This window comes from Paenibacillus durus, assembly GCF_000756615.1.
Lineage (GTDB): Bacteria > Bacillota > Bacilli > Paenibacillales > Paenibacillaceae > Paenibacillus_AQ > Paenibacillus_AQ durus.
Window position 1 is genome coordinate 2454662 of the sequence record NZ_CP009288.1, and the last position, 20163, is coordinate 2474824.

Consider the following 20163-nt stretch of genomic DNA (forward strand, 5'->3'; position numbering starts at 1 on the left):
GTGTTACTTGAAACCATTGCAGCCGGTATGTTTTTGTAATGAGCTGTTATCAGCAGACCGGCAGCAATATATTGAAGGATTTTATAGTGAACAATTCATTTAAATGACATTCGGATGCCAGCCAGCACAGGGAGGATGAACGCATGAGTGATCAAGCAAATGTTCCGGGACAGCATCAGATTCCCGTAGAACTCAGAGACCATACGGACCAGTTGCGCGTATGGCTTGCTAAATTGTTATACATCCAATTACAAACGATGGGTTTGTTTGAGGGCCGATACTCAACAACGGATGAACTTCTTACGGCTAACGGTCTGAACAAACAATTTAAACGCTGGATGGAAGAGAGCCTCGCTATATTAACGAGGGAGCAATATGTCTTGCTAGAAGGAGAGCACTGGGTAACTGCCCAAACATCCTTAAATACCATTAACATGTGGCAAGAATGGGAAGAGAAAAAGCAGATATGGCTTCAAAGCAGCGGTATACGCCCACAGGTAATCTTGGCAGAGACCGCTTTGAGAGCCCTACCGGATATACTTGCGGGCCGGCAATTGGCGACAAATGTTCTTTTTCCAGATTCGAGTATGGACTTGGTTGAAGGAATTTATAAAAACAATCCGATCGCAGATTATTTCAATGAGGTGTTGGGTGGGCAGCTTGCAGCCATTGTGGACGAAAAGCTAAAGCAGAATGCCTTCGCCCGTATTCGGATTATAGAATTTGGGGCCGGAACGGGAGGAACAAGCAAGGCGGCGTTAGAAAAGCTTAAGCCATATGCGCATATCATTGATGAGTACTGTTATACGGATATTTCCAAAGCTTTTTTGTTACACGCAGAACAAAAATATGGACCGGAGTATCCCTTCCTTACTTATAAAACGGTGGATGTTAGTAAACCATTAAGGCAGCAAACAGTTAATGAAGCCGAGTACGATGTGGTAATCGCTGCAAACGTGCTGCATGCAACCGCGAACATTCGTCAAACACTGCGAAATATAAAAGCAGCGCTTAAAAAGAACGGACGATTGCTGCTTAATGAGATTACGGATAATACACTGTTTGCCCATCTGACCTTTGGTTTGTTGGAGGGATGGTGGCTGTATGAAGATTCCGCGCTACGTATTCCCGGCTGTCCGGGATTATTCCCGAAAACATGGAAAAAAGTGCTTGGCTCAGAGGGATTCAGGAAGATATCCTTTCCGGTTCAAGAAGCCGTTGAATGGGGCCAACAAATTATTATTTCTGAGAGTGACGGAGTTATTGTACAGCGAGCAGACCAAGCGCGGACCGAAAATCAATTCAGGACGGAACCGGTTTTATCTGAACATCAGAAAAATGTCAGTTTGGATTACCCTAAAAAACAGACGAGTTCTCGTAACGCTATTTTGAATATGCAAAACAATTTAATTGCAGAAGATTTCACAGATCAAATGATCCGTGACCATGTGCGAACGATTATTCGCGACAGCATTGAAACGTCACTAAAAATGAAACAGAGCCAGATTGATGATGATCAGAGCTTTGCAGAATATGGCGTTGATTCCATTATAGCTGTCAATCTGATAAATCTGATCAACAATCAGACCGGTATTGTCATGCAAACGACTGTACTGTTCGATTATAACAATGTTAATTCGTTAACCCGGCATATGATCAACGAGTATCGTGCTGCGATCGTTTCCCGAATAAAAGTGGACGCTTCCCCTGCATTGCCTCCACTTGAATATATGCAGGAGCCTTTAAATAAAACGATCCGCGCTGAAGCAACGGCTTCCTCCGGATCTAGGAACTCCGAGACAGCAGAAGCTGCTGCCGAAGAGATTAGTGTCACTTCCATACAAACGGACCATGAATCAGAATTCATGTATTACAAAGTGGTATTGGAAAAGCCTGGAGATATTGAAGATATAAAGCTTGTTCAGGATCAAACACGCTGTGTACAAGATCATGAAGTACAAATTGCTGTCCGTGCATTTTCATTGAATTTTGGAGATTTGCTTTGTGTAAGAGGGTTATATCCCACAATGCCTCCGTATCCGTTTACTCCGGGATTTGAAGCCAGCGGAGTTATTGTAAAAGTGGGCAAGTCGGTAAAGGATCTGCGGCGGGGTGATGAAGTTATCGCGATGATGGGAGATCAGTTGGGCGGGCACGCCAGTATGATTATTTGTCCTGCGGCTCATGTGGTAAAAAAGCCCAGAGGATTGACGTTTGAAGAAGCCTGCTCACTGCCTGCAGTCGCTATTACGATCCTTGATGTATTTCAAAAAGCAAAACCTCAACAGGGCGAAAGGATCCTGATTCAGACCGCAGCCGGAGGGACGGGATTGCTTGCTGTGCAACTTGCCCAGCATTATGGTCTTGAAATTTATGCAACCGCAGGTTCTGAGGCTAAACTGGCCTATCTCAAACAATTGGGTGTTCCTCATGGAATCAATTATCTGGAGCAAGATTTTGAGGCGGAAATTCGCCGGCTTACAAAAGGTAAAGGCGTAGATATTGTCATTAATACGTTGTCGGGGGATGCCATTCAAAAAGGACTGGCGTGCCTGTCGCCGGGAGGCAGATACGTAGAAATTGCGATGACGGCTCTTAAGTCGGCTAAAAATATAGATTTATCCATGCTGTCCAACAATCAGACGTTCTATTCCATCGACTTACGCAGATTGGCTTTTGACAATCATGAAGTTATCAGAGCGTACCTGGACGATATGGCAGTCCTAATTGAACAGGACGTTATTCGCCCGACGATCTTTACCTCTTATTCTCTTGAGCAGATCAGGGAGGCTTATTACTCCATACAGAATCGCAATAATATCGGCAAAATTATCGTGTATATTCCAGAACGGTATCTATATCAGGAGCCCGCTATTAACACTCCCGAGAGCACAAATCATCTGCTGGCATATAACGTCCATGAAACACCAACAGCAAAAGAAGAAATAGCCATTATTGGAATTAGCGGCAGATTTGCAAAAAGTCAGAATCCTGAACAACTATGGCAGCATTTGCTTCAAGGCGATGATTTAATCGGCGAAGTTACAAGATGGGATTTAGACAAATTCCACACAAAAGATAAATCCTATTGCAAGCATGGCAGTTTTATAGAAGATATGGACCGCTTTGATCCATTGTTTTTTAATATCTCCGGTGTTGAAGCTACTTATATGGATCCGCAGCAGCGCATTTTTTTGGAGGAATCATGGAAGGCACTGGAGGATGCGGGGTATGCAGGGACAAGGGTGCAAGGCCTTCAATGCGGAGTATATGTAGGCTGCAGCGGGATGGACTATCAGAGCATTTTTGGAAATCAGGCACCGCCTCAAGCATTCTGGGGAAATGCCAACTCCGTCGTTCCGGCACGCATAGCGTATTATTTAAATTTGCAAGGTCCCGCCATTACGGTAGATACCGCTTGTTCCAGCTCACTGGTTGCCATTCATCTAGCCTGTCAAAGCTTATGGGCGAAAGAGACTGATATGGGTTTGGCAGGAGGTGTATTTGTTCAATCGACGCCTGGATTTTATGTGGCATCCGACCGGGCCGGAATGCTCTCCCCTACAGGACGTTGTCACACGTTCGATGAACGTGCGGACGGCTTTGTTCCTGGAGAAGGGGCAGGCGTTGTCGTTCTGAAAAGGCTGCGGGAAGCTATTGCAGACAATGACCAAATTTACGGTGTCATCCGTGGAAGTGGAATTAATCAGGATGGTACCACAAATGGAATTACTGCTCCAAGCGCAAAATCGCAAGAACGGCTGGAGCAGCGTGTGTATGATACTTTTGCGATTAATCCGGAACATATCCAATTGGTGGAGGCTCATGGAACAGGTACAAAACTAGGTGACCCGATTGAATTCCATGCTCTTACTAAAGCTTTCAGGAAATATACGGATAAAAAGCAATTCTGTGCAATTGGTTCAGTGAAGACCAACATCGGTCATACGGCCACGGCAGCAGGGGTAGCAGGCCTGCTTAAGATTTTACTCAGCATGCGTCATAAAGCCTTTGCGCCGTCTTTGCATTTCAAACAAAGAAATGCACAAATTCAGCTTAAGGAAAGTCCTTTTTATGTCCCTACAATATCAATGGAATGGGATGTCGATACAGACCGCCGACGCTGTGCCGCTATCAGTTCTTTCGGTTTTAGTGGTACCAATGCACATATGGTTATTGAAGAAGCACCTGAACTGCCGCATAGCTCAGTTGAAAAGCCAGGATATTTGATTGTCCTTTCTGCTCGCACAGCGGACCAGCTCCGCCTTCAGGTCCAGCAGCTCGTTAACTATGGCGAACAGATGCCCCATGTCCATTGCGGCAATATGAGCTATACACTTTTGATGGGCAGAAAACATATGGAATTCCGACTGGCCTGCATCGCCCGCAGCCTGAACGAGATGGCGACCCTTCTAACCCGTTGGCTGGCTAAAGGCAGCTCGCCACAGGTTACCGTTTCCCATGGGAACATAAACCTTTCCCGTGAGCGATCATCCTTAATACGATACGGTAATGAATGTTTGCAGAAATGTCAGCACGCTATTAATGCGAGTGAATACCTGGATTATTTAGGAACAGCAGCAGATTTGTATATACAAGGATATGAACTGGATTTTGGATTATTGTTTCCGAATAATGGATACCGGACGATCTCACTCCCGACGTATCCATTTGCGAGAGAGCGCTATTGGGTGCCGATGGCGGAAGCGTCTGAGGCTGGTGATCGGGCGGGAAGCAGAGCAGCGCTACTGCACCCGCTGCTTCACCGCAACCTGTCGGACCTGTTGAATGGCCAGCGGTACGGCACCACGTTCACTGGAGAGGAGGAGTTTCTGGCCGACCATGTGGTGCAAGGCCGCAAGCTGCTGCCGGGAGTCGTTTATCTGGAAATGGCCCGGGCAGCCGTAGAGCAGGCGGCGGCCTGGATGACTGACAAGCACAGCCTGCTGTTGCGGCACGTCGTGTGGAGTCGGCCCTTGTCTGTCGGGGAAGAACCGGCAGAAGTGCAGATCGCTCTGTACCCGGAGGAAGACGGGACGATTAGCTACGATATTTATGGCCAGACGGCAGCGTGCGGGGATGAAGTCTACAGTCAGGGCAACGTTGCGCTCGGCAGCGAAGCGGGCAAGGAAGCGTCCCTGGATCTGACTGCGTTGCGGAGCCGATGCAGCCGGGGCCGGGTGACAGCGGAGACCTGCTACGCCCTTTTCCAGACGATGGGCCTCGCTTACGGCCCGTCCCATCAGGCGATTGAGGAGCTGTACCGTGGAGAAGGAGAAGCACTGGCGAAGCTCAAGCTCCCGGAAAGTCTCTTTGACAAGCAAGCGGAATGCATGCTGCATCCGGGCATGGTGGATGCTGCCTTGCAGGCATCGATTGCCTTGCTGGCCGAAGAGCACTTAATAGCGTGGGACCGGAACGCCTCGGACGTAAAAAGCAGGGAGGCGGCAGCGCTGCCTTTTGCCCTGGAGGAAGCGGAAGTGCTGCGGCCTTGCGCATCGTCGATGTGGGCGGTAGTGCAATACCGCGCGGGCAGAGGCGCACCGGAGAAGGTGCGGAAGCTGGACATCGCGTTGTGTGATGAAGCAGGCCATGTCTGCGTCTGGCTGCGGGGGGTTACATCGCGTTCGCCTGAAGCGCGTGAAGGGTTGTTACTGCTGGAGCCCGTCTGGGAAGAGGTATCCGAGCGCGCAAGCGGGTCTGAACCGCCTGTGTACAGAGAGCATCGGGTGCTGTTTTGTGAGTCTGCGACGGAATGGACCGGGGAATTAAGTGCGAGATGGTCTAAGGCGCACTGTGTCCGGCTGGGGGCAGCCGGGGGCATCGCGGAACGGTTTGAGGTCTACGCTCTGGCTGTCTTTGAAGAGATCCGGGAACGGATGAAGGTGCCTGGAGAGGGTTTGACCCTGCTGCAGGTGGTGATACCGGGAAGCGGCGAGTCCGAGCTGGTGGCGGGCCTGACCGGACTGCTGCGGACAGCGCGGCTGGAGAATTCGCGGCTGGTCGGTCAACTGATAGAGGTGGAGGCCGGGACGGCGGCGGATACGGTGGCGGAGCAACTTCAAGCTGGTGCAGGCTATCTGGAAGAGACACACCTGCGGATTGCAGGTGGGCAACTGCAGCGTGCGGGCTGGCAGGAGTACGAGGCGGATGCGAGAGGCGAGGAAGCTGCCGTTGCTGAACAAGAAGCAGGAGCAGAAAGGCTGAACCGGCAAGCGGGGCAGGGTCTTCGCCATCCGTGGAAGGCTGGCGGGGTATACGTGATCACCGGCGGCGGAGGCGGCCTGGGCCGGATCTTCGCGGAAGAAATTGCCCAGCGGGCGCAGGGGGCCACGCTGATTTTGACCGGAAGATCGGCTGAACTGCCGGAGAGCACCTGGCGGGAGCTGGAACAGTTGCCCGCCCAGGTGCTCTATGAGCCAGTAGACGTAACGGATGCGGGAGCGGTGGAGGAACTGATGATGCGTATCCGCCAGACGTACGGCCGGGTGAATGGGATCTTGCACAGTGCCGGCGTGACGCGGGACAGCCTGATCCGGAACAAAACAGCAGACGAGTGGAGGGAAGTGCTGGCGCCGAAAGTGGCGGGCACAGTAAATCTGGACGAAGCCTGCCGGGAGGACGAACTGGACCTGTTGATTCTGTTCTCGTCAGGTGCGGGGGCGACAGGCAACATCGGTCAGGCGGACTATGCGGCTGCCAATGCGTTCATGGACCGGTATGCGCAGCGCCGGAACGAGCAAGTAAAGGCGGGCGAACGGAGGGGACGGACGCTGTCGGTGAGCTGGCCGCTGTGGGAAGCGGGCGGCATGCAGGTGAGCGAAGAGCAGCGGGACAGGCTCCTGGGTCAGACGGGCTTGCGCCCCCTGCGGACTGAGACGGGCATCGCGGCACTGTACCGCGGACTGGCAAGCAGCAGCAGCCAGGTGCTGGTGGCGGAAGGCAATCTGCCGAAACTGCGTCGGCGGCTGCTGTCCGTAAGCGCTATGGCAGCGGGAGCCGATGCTTGGGCTAGGGAGGCTCACGGGATGACGGCAGAAGCGAATGCCCAGTACGCTCCCGCTTTATTTGCAGAGGAACAAAGGCAGGAGAAGGATACGTTAGAAGCTCGTTCATTCTCAGAACAGGCACCTTCTTCATTTCAGGGACAAGCTTCCGGCTTGGAGGCCGTGATCGTCCGTCAAGTGGCGGAGTTGCTGCAGGTGGAGGAGTGCGCCATTAACCCGGAGGCCGACTGGAGCGAATACGGACTCGACCCTGTACAACTGGCTGAAGTGGCTCACCGTCTTCGGGACCGCCAGGGCTGGGAGCTGTCACCTGCTTGGCTGTTGGAACAGCCGAATGTGTGCGAAGCGGCCAAGTACGCGGCAGAGCAGATCCGGAGAATAAAGAAGCCTGACATTAGGCTGCTGCACAATGCAGAAGGAGTCTCGATGGAAGCGGCCCTTACGGAAGCGGGATTGGAGGAGCAGGCCGTTCAATATGTGAAACAACGGCTCGCGGGTGTCATTGGCCTGCCGGAGTCCCGGATCGAAGCGGACGCGCCGATGGAGCAGTACGGGATCGATTCGATCCTGATCATGCAGATGACCGATGAGTTGGAGACGGACTTTGGCTCGCTGCCGAAGACGCTGTTTTTTGAGTATCAGACGATCCGGGCCTTGAGCGGTTATTTCATAGAGGCGCATAGTGAGCGTCTGCGGTCACTGCTGAAGGAAGGAAAGCCGGGTGCAGCGTCTGCGGTTGCTCAAGCTCGTGCAGTGGCGGGGAAATCTGGAGCAAAGGCGGCCGTTCAAAAGCGACAACCAGCAGTTTCAGAGGAGCCACCGTTTGCGGCACGTGCTCGTGCAGCTGCGGCATCCGGCCGCAGGGGATCGCCCTGGGACACGGATCTGCCGTTACTCGGCAGACCGGCATTTCGGCGGGAGCGTCTGCGCGTAGAATCCCATTCTCCGCTTGCCGGAGGCGTCGTACGCGAAGCGGAGCAGGAGATTGCTATCATCGGGATGGCCGGACGCTATCCGGGCGCCCGGAATGTGGAGCAATTTTGGCAGAACCTGCGCAGTGGCAAGGACAGCATCACCGAAATTCCGACCAGCCGCTGGGACCACCGGCGGTATTACGATGCGGCGCCGGGCACAGCAGGGAAAACGTACGGTCAATGGGGCGGTTTTCTGGACGGTGTGGACGAGTTCGATCCGTTGTTTTTCAACGTGTCGCCGCGGGAAGCGGAGATGATGGACCCGCAGGAGCGGCTGTTTATGCAGTGTGTGTATGAAACGCTGGAGGATGCAGGGTATACGCGGGAAAGCCTGAGCCCACAGGCGGTCGGGGTGTACGTTGGGGTCATGTACGAGGAGTACCAGCTGTACGGGGCGCAGTCCTCCATCGCCCTGTCGGGGAACCCGTCTTCGATTGCGAACCGGGTGTCGTATTTCTGCAATTTCCGGGGGCCGAGTATGGCAGTGGATACGATGTGCTCTTCCTCGCTGACTGCCATCCATCTGGCCTGTCAGAGTCTACGGCAGCAGGAATGCGGGGTGGCGGTAGCCGGGGGCGTCAATGTATCGGTGCACCCGAACAAATACGTCATGCTGGCGCAAGGGCGTTTCCTGTCAAGCAAGGGCCGATGCGAAAGCTTTGGCCGGGGCGGCGACGGTTACGTGCCGGGTGAAGGCGTCGGGGCCGTACTGCTGAAGCCGCTGTCGCGTGCGGTTGCCGACGGGGACCGCATCTACGGGGTGATTAAAGGTTCAGCGCTGAACCATGGCGGCAAGACCAACGGGTATACGGTGCCGAATCCGAAGGCGCAGGCTGAAGTGATAGAGCAGGCGCTGAAAGAGGCGGGCATCGATGCCCGGACAATCAGCTATGTAGAAGCGCATGGTACAGGCACGTCCCTTGGAGATCCGATTGAAGTGGCGGGATTGTCGAAAGCCTTCGGCGGCCCGGCGGAGAAGCCGTACTGCGCCATCGGGTCGGCGAAGTCGAACATTGGACACGGCGAGAGCGCGGCGGGCATTGCGGGCGTGACGAAAGTGCTGCTGCAAATGCAGCATGGGGAGCTGGCCCCGTCGCTGCATGCGAAGGAGACGAACCCGCATATTGATTTCAGCCGGAGTCCGTTTACGGTGCAGCAGGAGCTGGGACCGTGGGAGCGGCCGGTGATGGAAGGCGAGCATCTGCCCCGGCGGGCAGGGATTTCCTCCTTTGGTGCCGGTGGGGCGAATGCCCATGTCATTATCGAGGAATATAGGGAAACGCGACCGAATCAGCAAGCAGCGGAAACGCCGGAACGTCCGGTCATGATCGTGCTGTCGGCCAAAAGCGCAGAACGGCTGAAGGCGCAGGCAGAGCAGCTGCTGGAAGCACTGCAGTCCGGGGTGTACGGCGGATGCACGCTGGCAGATGTGGGCTACACCCTGCAGGTGGGTCGTGAAGCGCTGGAAGAGCGGCTGGGCCTGCTGGCCGAATCGCTGGAAGAGCTGGCGTCCAAGCTGCAGGCGTATGTGGAAGGGGCAGACGAAGGGAAAGCCACTGCCGGCGAAGGTTTCTTTTACCGGGGGCAAGCCAAGGGCGGAAGAGAGGCGCTGTCGGTATTCGCCGGGGAAGAGGAGATGCAGGAAATGGTGAGCCGGTGGCTGCAGCGGGGCAAGTACGAGAAGGTGCTGGAGGTGTGGACCCGGGGACTGGCGGTGAACTGGCTGGAGCAGTACGGGGAAACGGAAAAGCACCGGCCTCGGCGGATCAGCCTGCCTACGTATCCGTTTGTGAGAGACCGGTACTGGGCTCCGATGAAGTCAAATGCTTCTTGGCACTCTCCATCGGCAAAGGAGTCCACCGTACTTCATCCGTTGCTGCATTGGAACACGTCAGACCTGAATGAACTGCGCTACAGCTCGATGATCAGCGCAGAGGATCCGTTTCTTGTAACTTTGCGGGATCATAACAGTAAAATGTTACCGGACGTATTTTATTTGGAAATGGCGTACGCGGCCGCACAGTTGGCGATACCCGAAGGGAAGAAGAATGTTCCTGTATGTATTCAGCTTCGAGACGTAACGTGGTTAAGTTCGGCCAAAACAGGAGATAAACCGTTAGAGCTGCACATCGGGCTATATTCGGAGGTGACTGACGCTGTCAGCTATGAGATTTATGGCGGCAAGGCGGGAAGCAATGAAGAAATATATAGTTATGGACGTGCAATCAGGGATGGAATAGAAGAATTTGAACGGGAGACTTTGGATTTGTCCAAACTGATGGAACGCTTCAGCCATGAGTTGGACAAGAAGGTGTACAATGATGCGTTCAAAACAATGAATATGGATAACAGCGGATTTCTCTCTGAAATTGAACGCGTTTATATGGGTGAAAATGAAATTTTGATGAAGTTCTTGCAGCCATCATCTTTACCAGAGCAATATACGGCATTTGAGCTGCCAATGGAATCAGTTGTAGCCGCTCTTCAGACCGGAATAGGTTGGATAAATGGCGGATTCAGCATTGCGGAAGAAAAAATAGAAACGCTGAGAACGGTTAAACCTGTCGCTCTGGAGTTGCTTGAGGTTGTAAGCAGGGGAAATGCATGTTGGGCGCGGATTCAGATAAGAACAGTCAGTCATGAAGAGAGATTGTGGCCAAAACTGGACATGGTGTGGTATGACGATACCGGTGCAGCCTTCATGCGTCTAAAAGGTCTGCAACTGGACGGAGCGGAAAATCATTCACTACCGGATAGGGTGATACCTGATGAACAGACCAATAACCTAAATCAGGCTCTAGTCATAGAAGAAGAATTGCAAACAGTGGGTCAGCTCAACCCGTTGGAGCAGCATACCGAAGATTCTTCACGTACTGAAGAACCGAATGCCATAAATAAGGTGCAAGGCAGAAGACTCGAGCTGAGAGGGATGAATCTGACCGAGTGTGTGCAGTGGGAGCTGAAGGAACTGGCAGGCCGGACTTTGAAGCTGAAGAAGGATCTGATCGACCCGGAAGAGAACCTGGCTGAATTCGGTTTTGACTCCATCAGCTTGACGGAGTTTGCATCGGTTTTGAGCCGTCATTACGAGATTGAGCTGACGCCGGCGGTATTTTTCGGCCGTTCGACCTTAAATGAACTCGCCCGTTATCTGGAGCAGGAATATACACAAGTATTGAATGATAAGTACGGAGAAGCGATAGAAGACCAACCCGTCTCCGAAACACCGGCGCGTTCCAAACCAACCACAGGGATAAAGGAAACAGGGTATCGGGCAGCAGGTAGTTCCCGGTTTGCCGCCCGTACCCGGCGGGGTCTGGAGACATCCGAGTCCATTGCCATCATCGGCATCAGCGGGCGGTTCCCGGAAGCACGGGATGTCGACGAAATGTGGTCTATCCTTGTGCAGGGAAAAGACGCAGTGCGGGAAGTGCCGGGAGAGCGGTTCTCCCGCACCGGTCCGGTCGCCTGGAAATGCGGGCTTGTCCCGGGTGTGCGTGAGTTTGATCCGCGGTTTTTCGAAATTTCGCCGCGCGAGGCGGAAAGCATGGATCCACGGCAGCGGCTGCTGCTGCAGGAATCGTGGCGGGCTCTGGAAGATGCCTCGTATGGCAAGAAACAGTTGTCATCCGGCAAGGTCGGCATGTTTGTCGGGGTGGAGAACAACGAATATTTGCAATTTGTAGGGCTGAACGGACCGCTCACCTCCAATCACAATGCGGTTCTGGCCGCCAGGCTAGCCTACCTTTTGGATCTCAACGGACCGAATATGGCAATCAATACAGCCTGCTCGTCCGGCTTGGCGGCCGTGCATCAGGCCTGCACCAGCTTGCGGGGAGGCGAATGTGATACGGCGATTGCGTCCGGCGTCAGTTTGCTGCTGACGGAGCGAGGATTTGAAGCAATGTCCCAGGCAGGCATGCTCTCGGAAGACGGCCGGTGTTACGCGTTCGACAAGCGGGCCAACGGGATGGTGCCGGGTGAAGCGATCGCGGTCGTAGTGCTGAAACGGCTGTCGCAAGCCGAAGCGGACGGGGATTCCATCTACGGGGTGATTAAGGGAAGCGGTATGAACTACGACGGAAAAACCAACGGAATTACAGCCCCGAGTGGAGTTGCGCAGACGGCGCTGATGAACGACGTGTATACGCGGTACGGCATTCAGGCGGAACGAATGGAATACATTGTGACACATGGCACGGGAACCCGGCTGGGAGATCCGGTGGAAGTCAATGCGCTGCAGGAAGCATTTAAGTCCCGAAGCATGAAGCAGGGCTACTGTGCGTTGACATCAGCGAAGACGAATTTTGGCCATACACTCGCGGCATCGGGAGTCGTCAGCCTGATCAGTCTGGTGCAGGCCATGCGTCATGAGACCATTCCGGCAAGCCTGCACTGTGAGAAAGAAAGCGAGTATATCCGCTGGTCGGAGAGTCCGTTTTATGTGAATAAAACTAACCAGCCATGGCCGAAAAAGGGAAGTCCAAGGCTGGGAGCAGTAAGTGCCTTTGGCATAAGTGGAACGAATGTGCATTTGGTGGTAGAGAGTTACGAGGGCCGCAGGAACGAGGCCGTTCTGGAAAGAGCGCCTTATTATGTACTGGCGTTATCCGCTAAAACGGAAGGGGCGCTGGCGCAAAAAGTACAGGACATGATAGAAGCGCTGGAAAGCGGCAGGGCTGGGCAGTCGAGTATGGCTGAAATCAGCTACACGTTGCTGGAAGGCAGGCAGCACTTCCGGCATCGCTGCGCCATCGTCGTGCAGAGCCGGGAAGATGCAGTGTATGTATGGAAGCAGGCCGGTGGCAGTGAAAAGCCGGGAAATCTGTTCCAGGGGACGGTAACACGGGAGTTCACCGGACAGAAGATGATACAGGAGCACGGGAATGAGCTGCTGAAGCAAAGCCTGAAGGAAGTGGAGGCTCCGGCCAAATACCGGGATATTCTGTATGTGCTGGCGGACTTGTACTGCCAGGGTTATGCGCTGGACTGGGAACAGATGTACGGGGAGCCAGCGCCACGCCGGGTCAATCTGCCAACCTACCCGTTTGCCAAGGAAGAATACTGGGTGACGAAGGAGGAGGTAAACGGACCAATCGTGACCGGAGAAAAGGCAGTGACATTGCTGCATCCGCTGGTGCACCGGAACACGTCTGATTTAAATGAGCAGCGGTACAGCTCGACATTCACCGGAATGGAAACGTTTCTTAGAGGCAGTAAGGGATTGGACAGCAAGCAACTGCCCGATGCGGCCCATCTGGAGATGGCACGTGCGGCGGTGCAGCTCGCCGTCCAGGGAGCCGAGACAGACATAAATGTTCCGGTGAAGATGCAGCTTAGGGATATCAAGTGGGTCAATCCTGCCGTGGTGGCAAAAGAGCCGCTTCAGGTGCATATCGGCCTGTATCCGGAAGAAGACGGGACGCTGAGGTACGAATTGTTCAGCCGGACGGAGACAGTCGGCGAAGAGGTGGTATGGAGTCAAGGATCTGCCTTCCTTGATGCGGCAGCACAGAAGGAGGAACAGCCTCTGAATGTGGCCCAAATTATGGAGCGATGCAGACGGATAGAGCCTGCTGCTGAGCAAGGACATATCCAGGGACACACACAGAAAAGCCTCCATTGGCCAATGGAACAGTATTACCTGGGAGCCGGAGAGGCCCTGGTGAAGCTGCCGCGATCCGACGCGGCCTTGAAACCGCAGGGTCTAGTGCTTGATCCGCAATTATTGGATGCGGCGATACAGGCAGCAGCGGACGTTACTAACGGTACACCTAGCCGATTTCATGCTGCTGCGGAAACCAAAACAACAGCATCGAGCAAACTGGTCGCACTGGAGTCGCTTGACATCTTAAGCGGCGGGCAAGCCGTTTGGGCCTGGATTCGCACCCGAGAAGATACGACAGAACTAGCAGAGAGCCATGCATACGAAAAGACGCGGAAGTTCGATATCACGCTGTGTGATGATGCCGGCCAAATCTGCTTCTGCATTGACGGATTGCAGCTGCGTGAAGAAGAACAGCAAGAGCTTGGTGCTCAGGTTGCGGCAGCAGCAGAGCCGAACCGGACGGAAGCCACCAGGCTGATGACCTTTGAGGAAGTGTGGGAGGAAGCAAACGATGCGCTACAGGTTCAGACAGAGGTTAAGACGCTGGTATGCCTGCTGTCCGGCCGTGAGAACCAGGAGGCTCTGCGGACCATGCTGGCACGGCGGAGTCCACAGACGCAGGTGGCTTTCATCGCGCAGCCGGCGCCGGAACAGGACGGGATCCATGCAGCGGCTGGCGAAGCATGCCAAACCGCATTCCGCTGTATTCGCCAGGAGCACGAAAAGGTGGACGTAGTGCTATATTTGTGGCCGCTGGAAGATCCGCGCTGCCTGCGTGAGCCGGGCACCATCGTCCAGATGCTGCAGGCGATGGCGGCTGAGCAAGTGAAACCGGACCGGGTCCTGTTGGCGGGGGAATACACCGAAGGCATCGAGCGGTGTTACCTGGATGCTTGGATCGGTTTTGAACGCTCGCTAGGCTTAATTCTACCCCAGACGCGGCTTACCGTGATCAGCCGTCAAGCTCAAGCACAGCCTGCCGGAGAAGCGGCTTGGTCGCTCTGGCCGGATTTGCTGTGGAACGAGCTGCACACAAGCCAGCCGCAAAGCGTCCGTTATGAGAACGGTCAGCGGAAGGTCAGCCTAATCCGCCCGGTTTCTCCTGCGGCGGAGCCACTCCCGGACAGCTACGGCTTGAAGACCGGGGGGACCTACCTGATAACCGGGGGACTGGGCGGATTAGGGCTTGTCTTTGCAAGAGCCTGGGCTCCGCGTGGGGTGAACCTGATTTTGATGGGCCGCTCTGCGCTGGATTCAGCAAAGCAGAAGACGCTGGAAGAACTGGAGGCAGCGGGCAGCCGGAGCATGTACGTGCAGGCGGACGTGAGTGAAGCGGCGCAAGTCGAAGAAGGACTGCGGGGCGCGAAGGAGCGGTTTGGAGCCATTCATGGGCTTGTGCATGCGGCCGGTGTCGAAAGCCGAGTCAGTGTGCTGGCGAAGAAGGCGGCAGATTTCGAGCGGGTACTGAGTCCGAAAATCCAAGGGACGCTGGTGCTGGAAGAGGCGCTGCGTGCAGAGCCGCTGGCGTTTCGATGTTACTTTTCGTCTTCATCGGCCCTGCTGGGAGACTTCGGTTCATGCGACTATGCGGTGGCCAACCGATTCCAGATGGCATACGCGCAGGAGCAGAGTCGTGAGGGGAGCATCCGGACAGTGGCGATTAACTGGCCGCTGTGGCGAGAAGGCGGTATGGGGGCAGGAGAAGAGGAAGGCTCCGGCATGTATTTAAAAACGAGCGGCCAGCGTTTTCTGGAGAAGGACGAAGGGGTGGGGCTGTTCGAGAAAATCATGAGGGAGCCGCACGCGCAGCAGTTGGTTATGGCAGGCCAGCCGAGCCGGGTTCATCGTTTTCTGGGCATAACAGCCGGTCCGGAACCGGTGAAGGAAGCGCAGCAAGCGCCCCGGAAGGACAAGAAACCGGAACGGAGGCGGCCGGAACTGCGGGGGAAAAGCCTGACCGAGTGTATGCAGTGGGAGCTGAAGGAACTGGCAGGCCGGACTTTGAAGCTGAAGAAGGATCTGATCGACCCGGAAGAGAACCTGGCTGAATTCGGTTTTGACTCCATCAGCTTGACGGAGTTTGCATCGGTGTTGAGCCGTCATTACGGGATTGAGCTGACGCCGGCGGTATTTTTCGGCCGTTCGACCTTAAATGAACTCGCCCGTTATCTGGAGCAGGAATATACACAAGTATTGAATGATAAGTACGGAGAAGCGATAGAAGACCAACCCGTCTCCGAAACACCGGCGCGTTCCAAACCAACCACAGGGATAAAGGAAACAGGGTATCGGGCAGCAGGTAGTTCCCGGTTTGCCGCCCGTACCCGGCGGGGTCTGGAGACATCCGAGTCCATTGCCATCATCGGCATCAGCGGGCGGTTCCCGGAAGCACGGGATGTCGACGAAATGTGGTCTATCCTTGTGCAGGGAAAAGACGCAGTGCGGGAAGTGCCGGGAGAGCGGTTCTCCCGCACCGGTCCGGTCGCCTGGAAATGCGGGCTTGTCCCGGGTGTGCGTGAGTTTGATCCGCGGTTTTTCGAAATTTCGCCGCGCGAGGCGGAAAGCATGGATCCACGGCAGCGGCTGCTGCTGCAGGAATCGTGGCGGGCTCTGGAAGATGCCTCGTATGGCAAGAAACAGTTGTCATCCGGCAAGGTCGGCATGTTTGTCGGGGTGGAGAACAACGAATATTTGCAATTTGTAGGGCTGAACGGACCGCTCACCTCCAATCACAATGCGGTTCTGGCCGCCAGGCTAGCCTACCTTTTGGATCTCAACGGACCGAATATGGCAATCAATACAGCCTGCTCGTCCGGCTTGGCGGCCGTGCATCAGGCCTGCACCAGCTTGCGGGGAGGCGAATGTGATACGGCGATTGCGTCCGGCGTCAGTTTGCTGCTGACGGAGCGAGGATTTGAAGCAATGTCCCAGGCAGGCATGCTCTCGGAAGACGGCCGGTGTTACGCGTTCGACAAGCGGGCCAACGGGATGGTGCCGGGTGAAGCGATCGCGGTCGTAGTGCTGAAACGGCTGTCGCAAGCCGAAGCGGACGGGGATTCCATCTACGGGGTGATTAAGGGAAGCGGTATGAACTACGACGGAAAAACCAACGGAATTACAGCCCCGAGTGGAGTTGCGCAGACGGCGCTGATGAACGACGTGTATACGCGGTACGGCATTCAGGCGGAACGAATGGAATACATTGTGACACATGGCACGGGAACCCGGCTGGGAGATCCGGTGGAAGTCAATGCGCTGCAGGAAGCATTTAAGTCCCGAAGCATGAAGCAGGGCTACTGTGCGCTGACATCAGCGAAGACGAATTTTGGCCATACACTCGCGGCATCGGGAGTCGTCAGCCTGATCAGTCTGGTGCAGGCCATGCGTCATGAGACCATTCCGGCAAGCCTGCACTGTGAGAAAGAAAGCGAGTATATCCGCTGGTCGGAGAGTCCGTTTTATGTGAATAAAACGAACCAGCCATGGCCGAAAAAGGGAAGTCCAAGGCTGGGAGCAGTAAGTGCCTTTGGCATAAGTGGAACGAATGTGCATTTGGTGGTAGAGAGTTACGAGGGCCGCAGGAACGAGGCCGTTCTGGAAAGAGCGCCTTATTATGTACTGGCGTTATCCGCTAAAACGGAAGGGGCGCTGGCGCAAAAAGTACAGGACATGATAGAAGCGCTGGAAAGCGGCAGGGCTGGGCAGTCGAGTATGGCTGAAATCAGCTACACGTTGCTGGAAGGCAGGCAGCATTTCCGGCATCGCTGCGCCATCGTCGTGCAGAGCCGGGAAGATGCAGTGTATGTATGGAAGCAGGCCGGTGGCAGTGAAAAGCCGGGAAATCTGTTCCAGGGGACGGTAACACGGGAGTTCACCGGACAGAAGATGATACAGGAGCACGGGAATGAGATGCTGAAGCAAAGCCTGAAGGAAGTGGAGGCTCCGGCCAAATACCGGGATATTCTGTATGTGCTGGCGGACTTGTACTGCCAGGGTTATGCGCTGGACTGGGAACAGATGTACGGGGAGCCGGCGCCACGCCGGGTCAATCTGCCAACCTACCCGTTTGCCAAGGAAGAATACTGGGTGACGAAGGAGGAGGTAAACGGACCAATCGTGACCGGAGAAAAGGCAGTGACATTGCTGCATCCGCTGGTGCACCGGAACACGTCTGATTTCGACGAACAACGGTACAGCTCAACTTTCAGCGGGCAGGAGTTTTTCTTGTCTGACCATGTGGTTCAGGGCAAAAAATTGCTGCCGGGAGTCGCTCATCTGGAAATGGCACGTGCAGCTTTGCAGTTGACGATGCCAAGAACAGACGGCATTAGCATCCATAATGTCGTGTGGATGATTCCCATAATTGTGGAAAAGGAAAATGAGGCGTCAGAGCCCGTAGAGGTGAGTATCGGGTTATATCCGGAAGAATACGGTTTAATCCGATACGAAATATACAGTGAAGAGCATCAACGAAACGGAGGACGTGTTGTATACAGCCAGGGTCAAGTCAGTACAAGCGAAGTTCCTAACCCTATTCCGGTGTGGGACATCATGAATCTTCGGGCATCCTGCAACCGTTATAAGCTAACGGCAGAGGACTGTTATCAAGCATTCAGACAAACCGGACTTGAATACGGGCAAGGTCACCAAGGTATCCAACACATGTTTGTGGGGGACGGCAAAGTTTTGGCACAACTGAAACTCCCTGACAGCCTTCAACCTGAAATGCACCGTTACGTTTTACATCCATGCCTTCTGGATTCAGCTTTGCAAGCAGCTATCGGAATGATGTTGGACCGTCCCAATATTGAGGGAGCACTTGATAAAAGCAGATTCACGGCTAGACCGGCAGTACCTTTTGCTTTGCAGGAGTTGAAGATCTATCACCCTTGCAGCGCCGAGATGTGGGCATGGATTCGGTATAGTCCCGATTATTCAGATGAAAAGAAAGTGCTTAAGCTGGACATTGATCTTTGCAACACTGAAGGCACCGTGTGTGTTAGGTTGCTCGGCTTTTCTTCCAGACCATTTGACAAAGAGACAGAAGAGAGTTTATCCCAGGGCGCTACTGATATTATGTTGCTTGAACCTTATTGGCAAGAGCATCCGTTTGAACACGCAGGAGCTGCATTGAAATACCGTAATCATGTCGTTCTGTTATGTGGTTCACATGTTCATTTGTTGCATGAACTAACGGATGGGGTTGAAGGTATTCAATTCATATCGGTGTCTGCAAACGAAAATTCAGCTGAAGTGGAAAACTGGTTTCAAACCAGCGCGCTGCAGGTGTTCATTGAACTTCAGAGCTTATTTAAGGCAGAGCCCGATGGTCAACTGTTAGTACAAATCGTTGTCCCTGAAAAGGGTACTCAACGGCTCTATGCCGCGCTTACGGGTATGCTGCAAAGTGCGAGACTGGAATATCCAAGATTTATTGGACAACTAATTGAAGTTGAGGAGAACACAAGAGCTTCTAACATGACTGAAATTTTGCTGAAAAACGGATGCGAGCCGCAGAACAGTTGGATCCGACATGTCCCGAATCGGCGGGAGCTGGCAAGCTGGAGAGCGCTTGAAGTACAAAATAAAACCGAGGAATTGGTGTGGCGGGACGGAGGAGTCTACTTGATCACAGGCGGAGCGGGGAAGCTTGGTCTTCTATTCGCAAAAGAAATTGCGCTGCGGGTCAAGCGTCCCATGCTCACCCTTATTGGCAGATCACCGATTAATGAAGCGTTGCAGGGGGCTCTTGAGAATTTAGAACAATTGGGAGCATTAGTGAGCTACCGTCAGGTCGATGTTACGGATGAGCGGGCTGTCCGGGAACTAATTGAAGAAATGAAAAAGGAGTATGGGACCTTAAACGGCATCATTCATAGTGCAGGTGTTATCCGGGATAGCCTCTTTTTGAATAAAACAAAAGAAGAGTGGCTTGAAGTAATGGCACCGAAAGTAGCGGGGACCGTTTATCTGGATCGTTTTACCCGGGGCGAGGACCTTGATTTCTTTATTCTCTTTTCCTCCGGTACAGCAGTAATCGGAAATTCAGGCCAGAGCGATTATGCAACAGCTAATGCTTTTATGGATGTGTATGCATCCTACCGTCAGGCTGAAACAGCATTGGGGAATCGAAAGGGGAGAACCTTGTCGATCAATTGGCCTTTATGGCAAGACGGCGGTATGCGGGTAGAAGAAGCTACCGAAATAATGATGCGTCAGAAGCTGGGAATAGTTCCGATGAAAACAGAAAAAGGTATCGGTGCATTGATTGCTGCACTGGTCTCTTCCAAGTCCCAGATCATGGTTATGGAAGGTAATGTTTCTCTAATGAAACGCGCAATAGAAATGGAAAAAGCAATCGTGTCGTCTCCTGAGGCACAATTTCCGCAAGAAGACGTTGTCAAAGACCCGGTGTACTTCAACATTGTTAAAAGGGTGTTAAGTGGAGAATTGACTGAAGAACAATTCGTAGAGATTCTTTTAAAAGAGTCCTTGTATTCGTAAATTTGGACAAAATCCAGCTGTACCGCACTCAAGCGGCCATGTTTGTCTATGCCAGTTCAATATATAAGCA

General features: G+C 53.7%; 1 protein-coding gene. It reads left to right on the forward strand.

Features of this window, described 5'->3' with window-relative positions:
* The first annotated feature begins 143 nt into the window (after positions 1 to 143).
* Positions 144 to 20093 (forward strand): SDR family NAD(P)-dependent oxidoreductase, encoded by a 19950-nt coding sequence (locus PDUR_RS28735; RefSeq protein WP_042206281.1) that lies wholly within the window; start codon positions 144 to 146, stop codon positions 20091 to 20093.
* Positions 20094 to 20163: the final 70 nt, after the last annotated feature.

Excerpts from the sequence above, each read along its gene's own strand:
- PDUR_RS28735 (WP_042206281.1), top strand. The coding sequence starts at position 144 with ATGAGTGATCAAGCAAATGTTCCGGGACAGCATCAGATTCCCGTAGAA.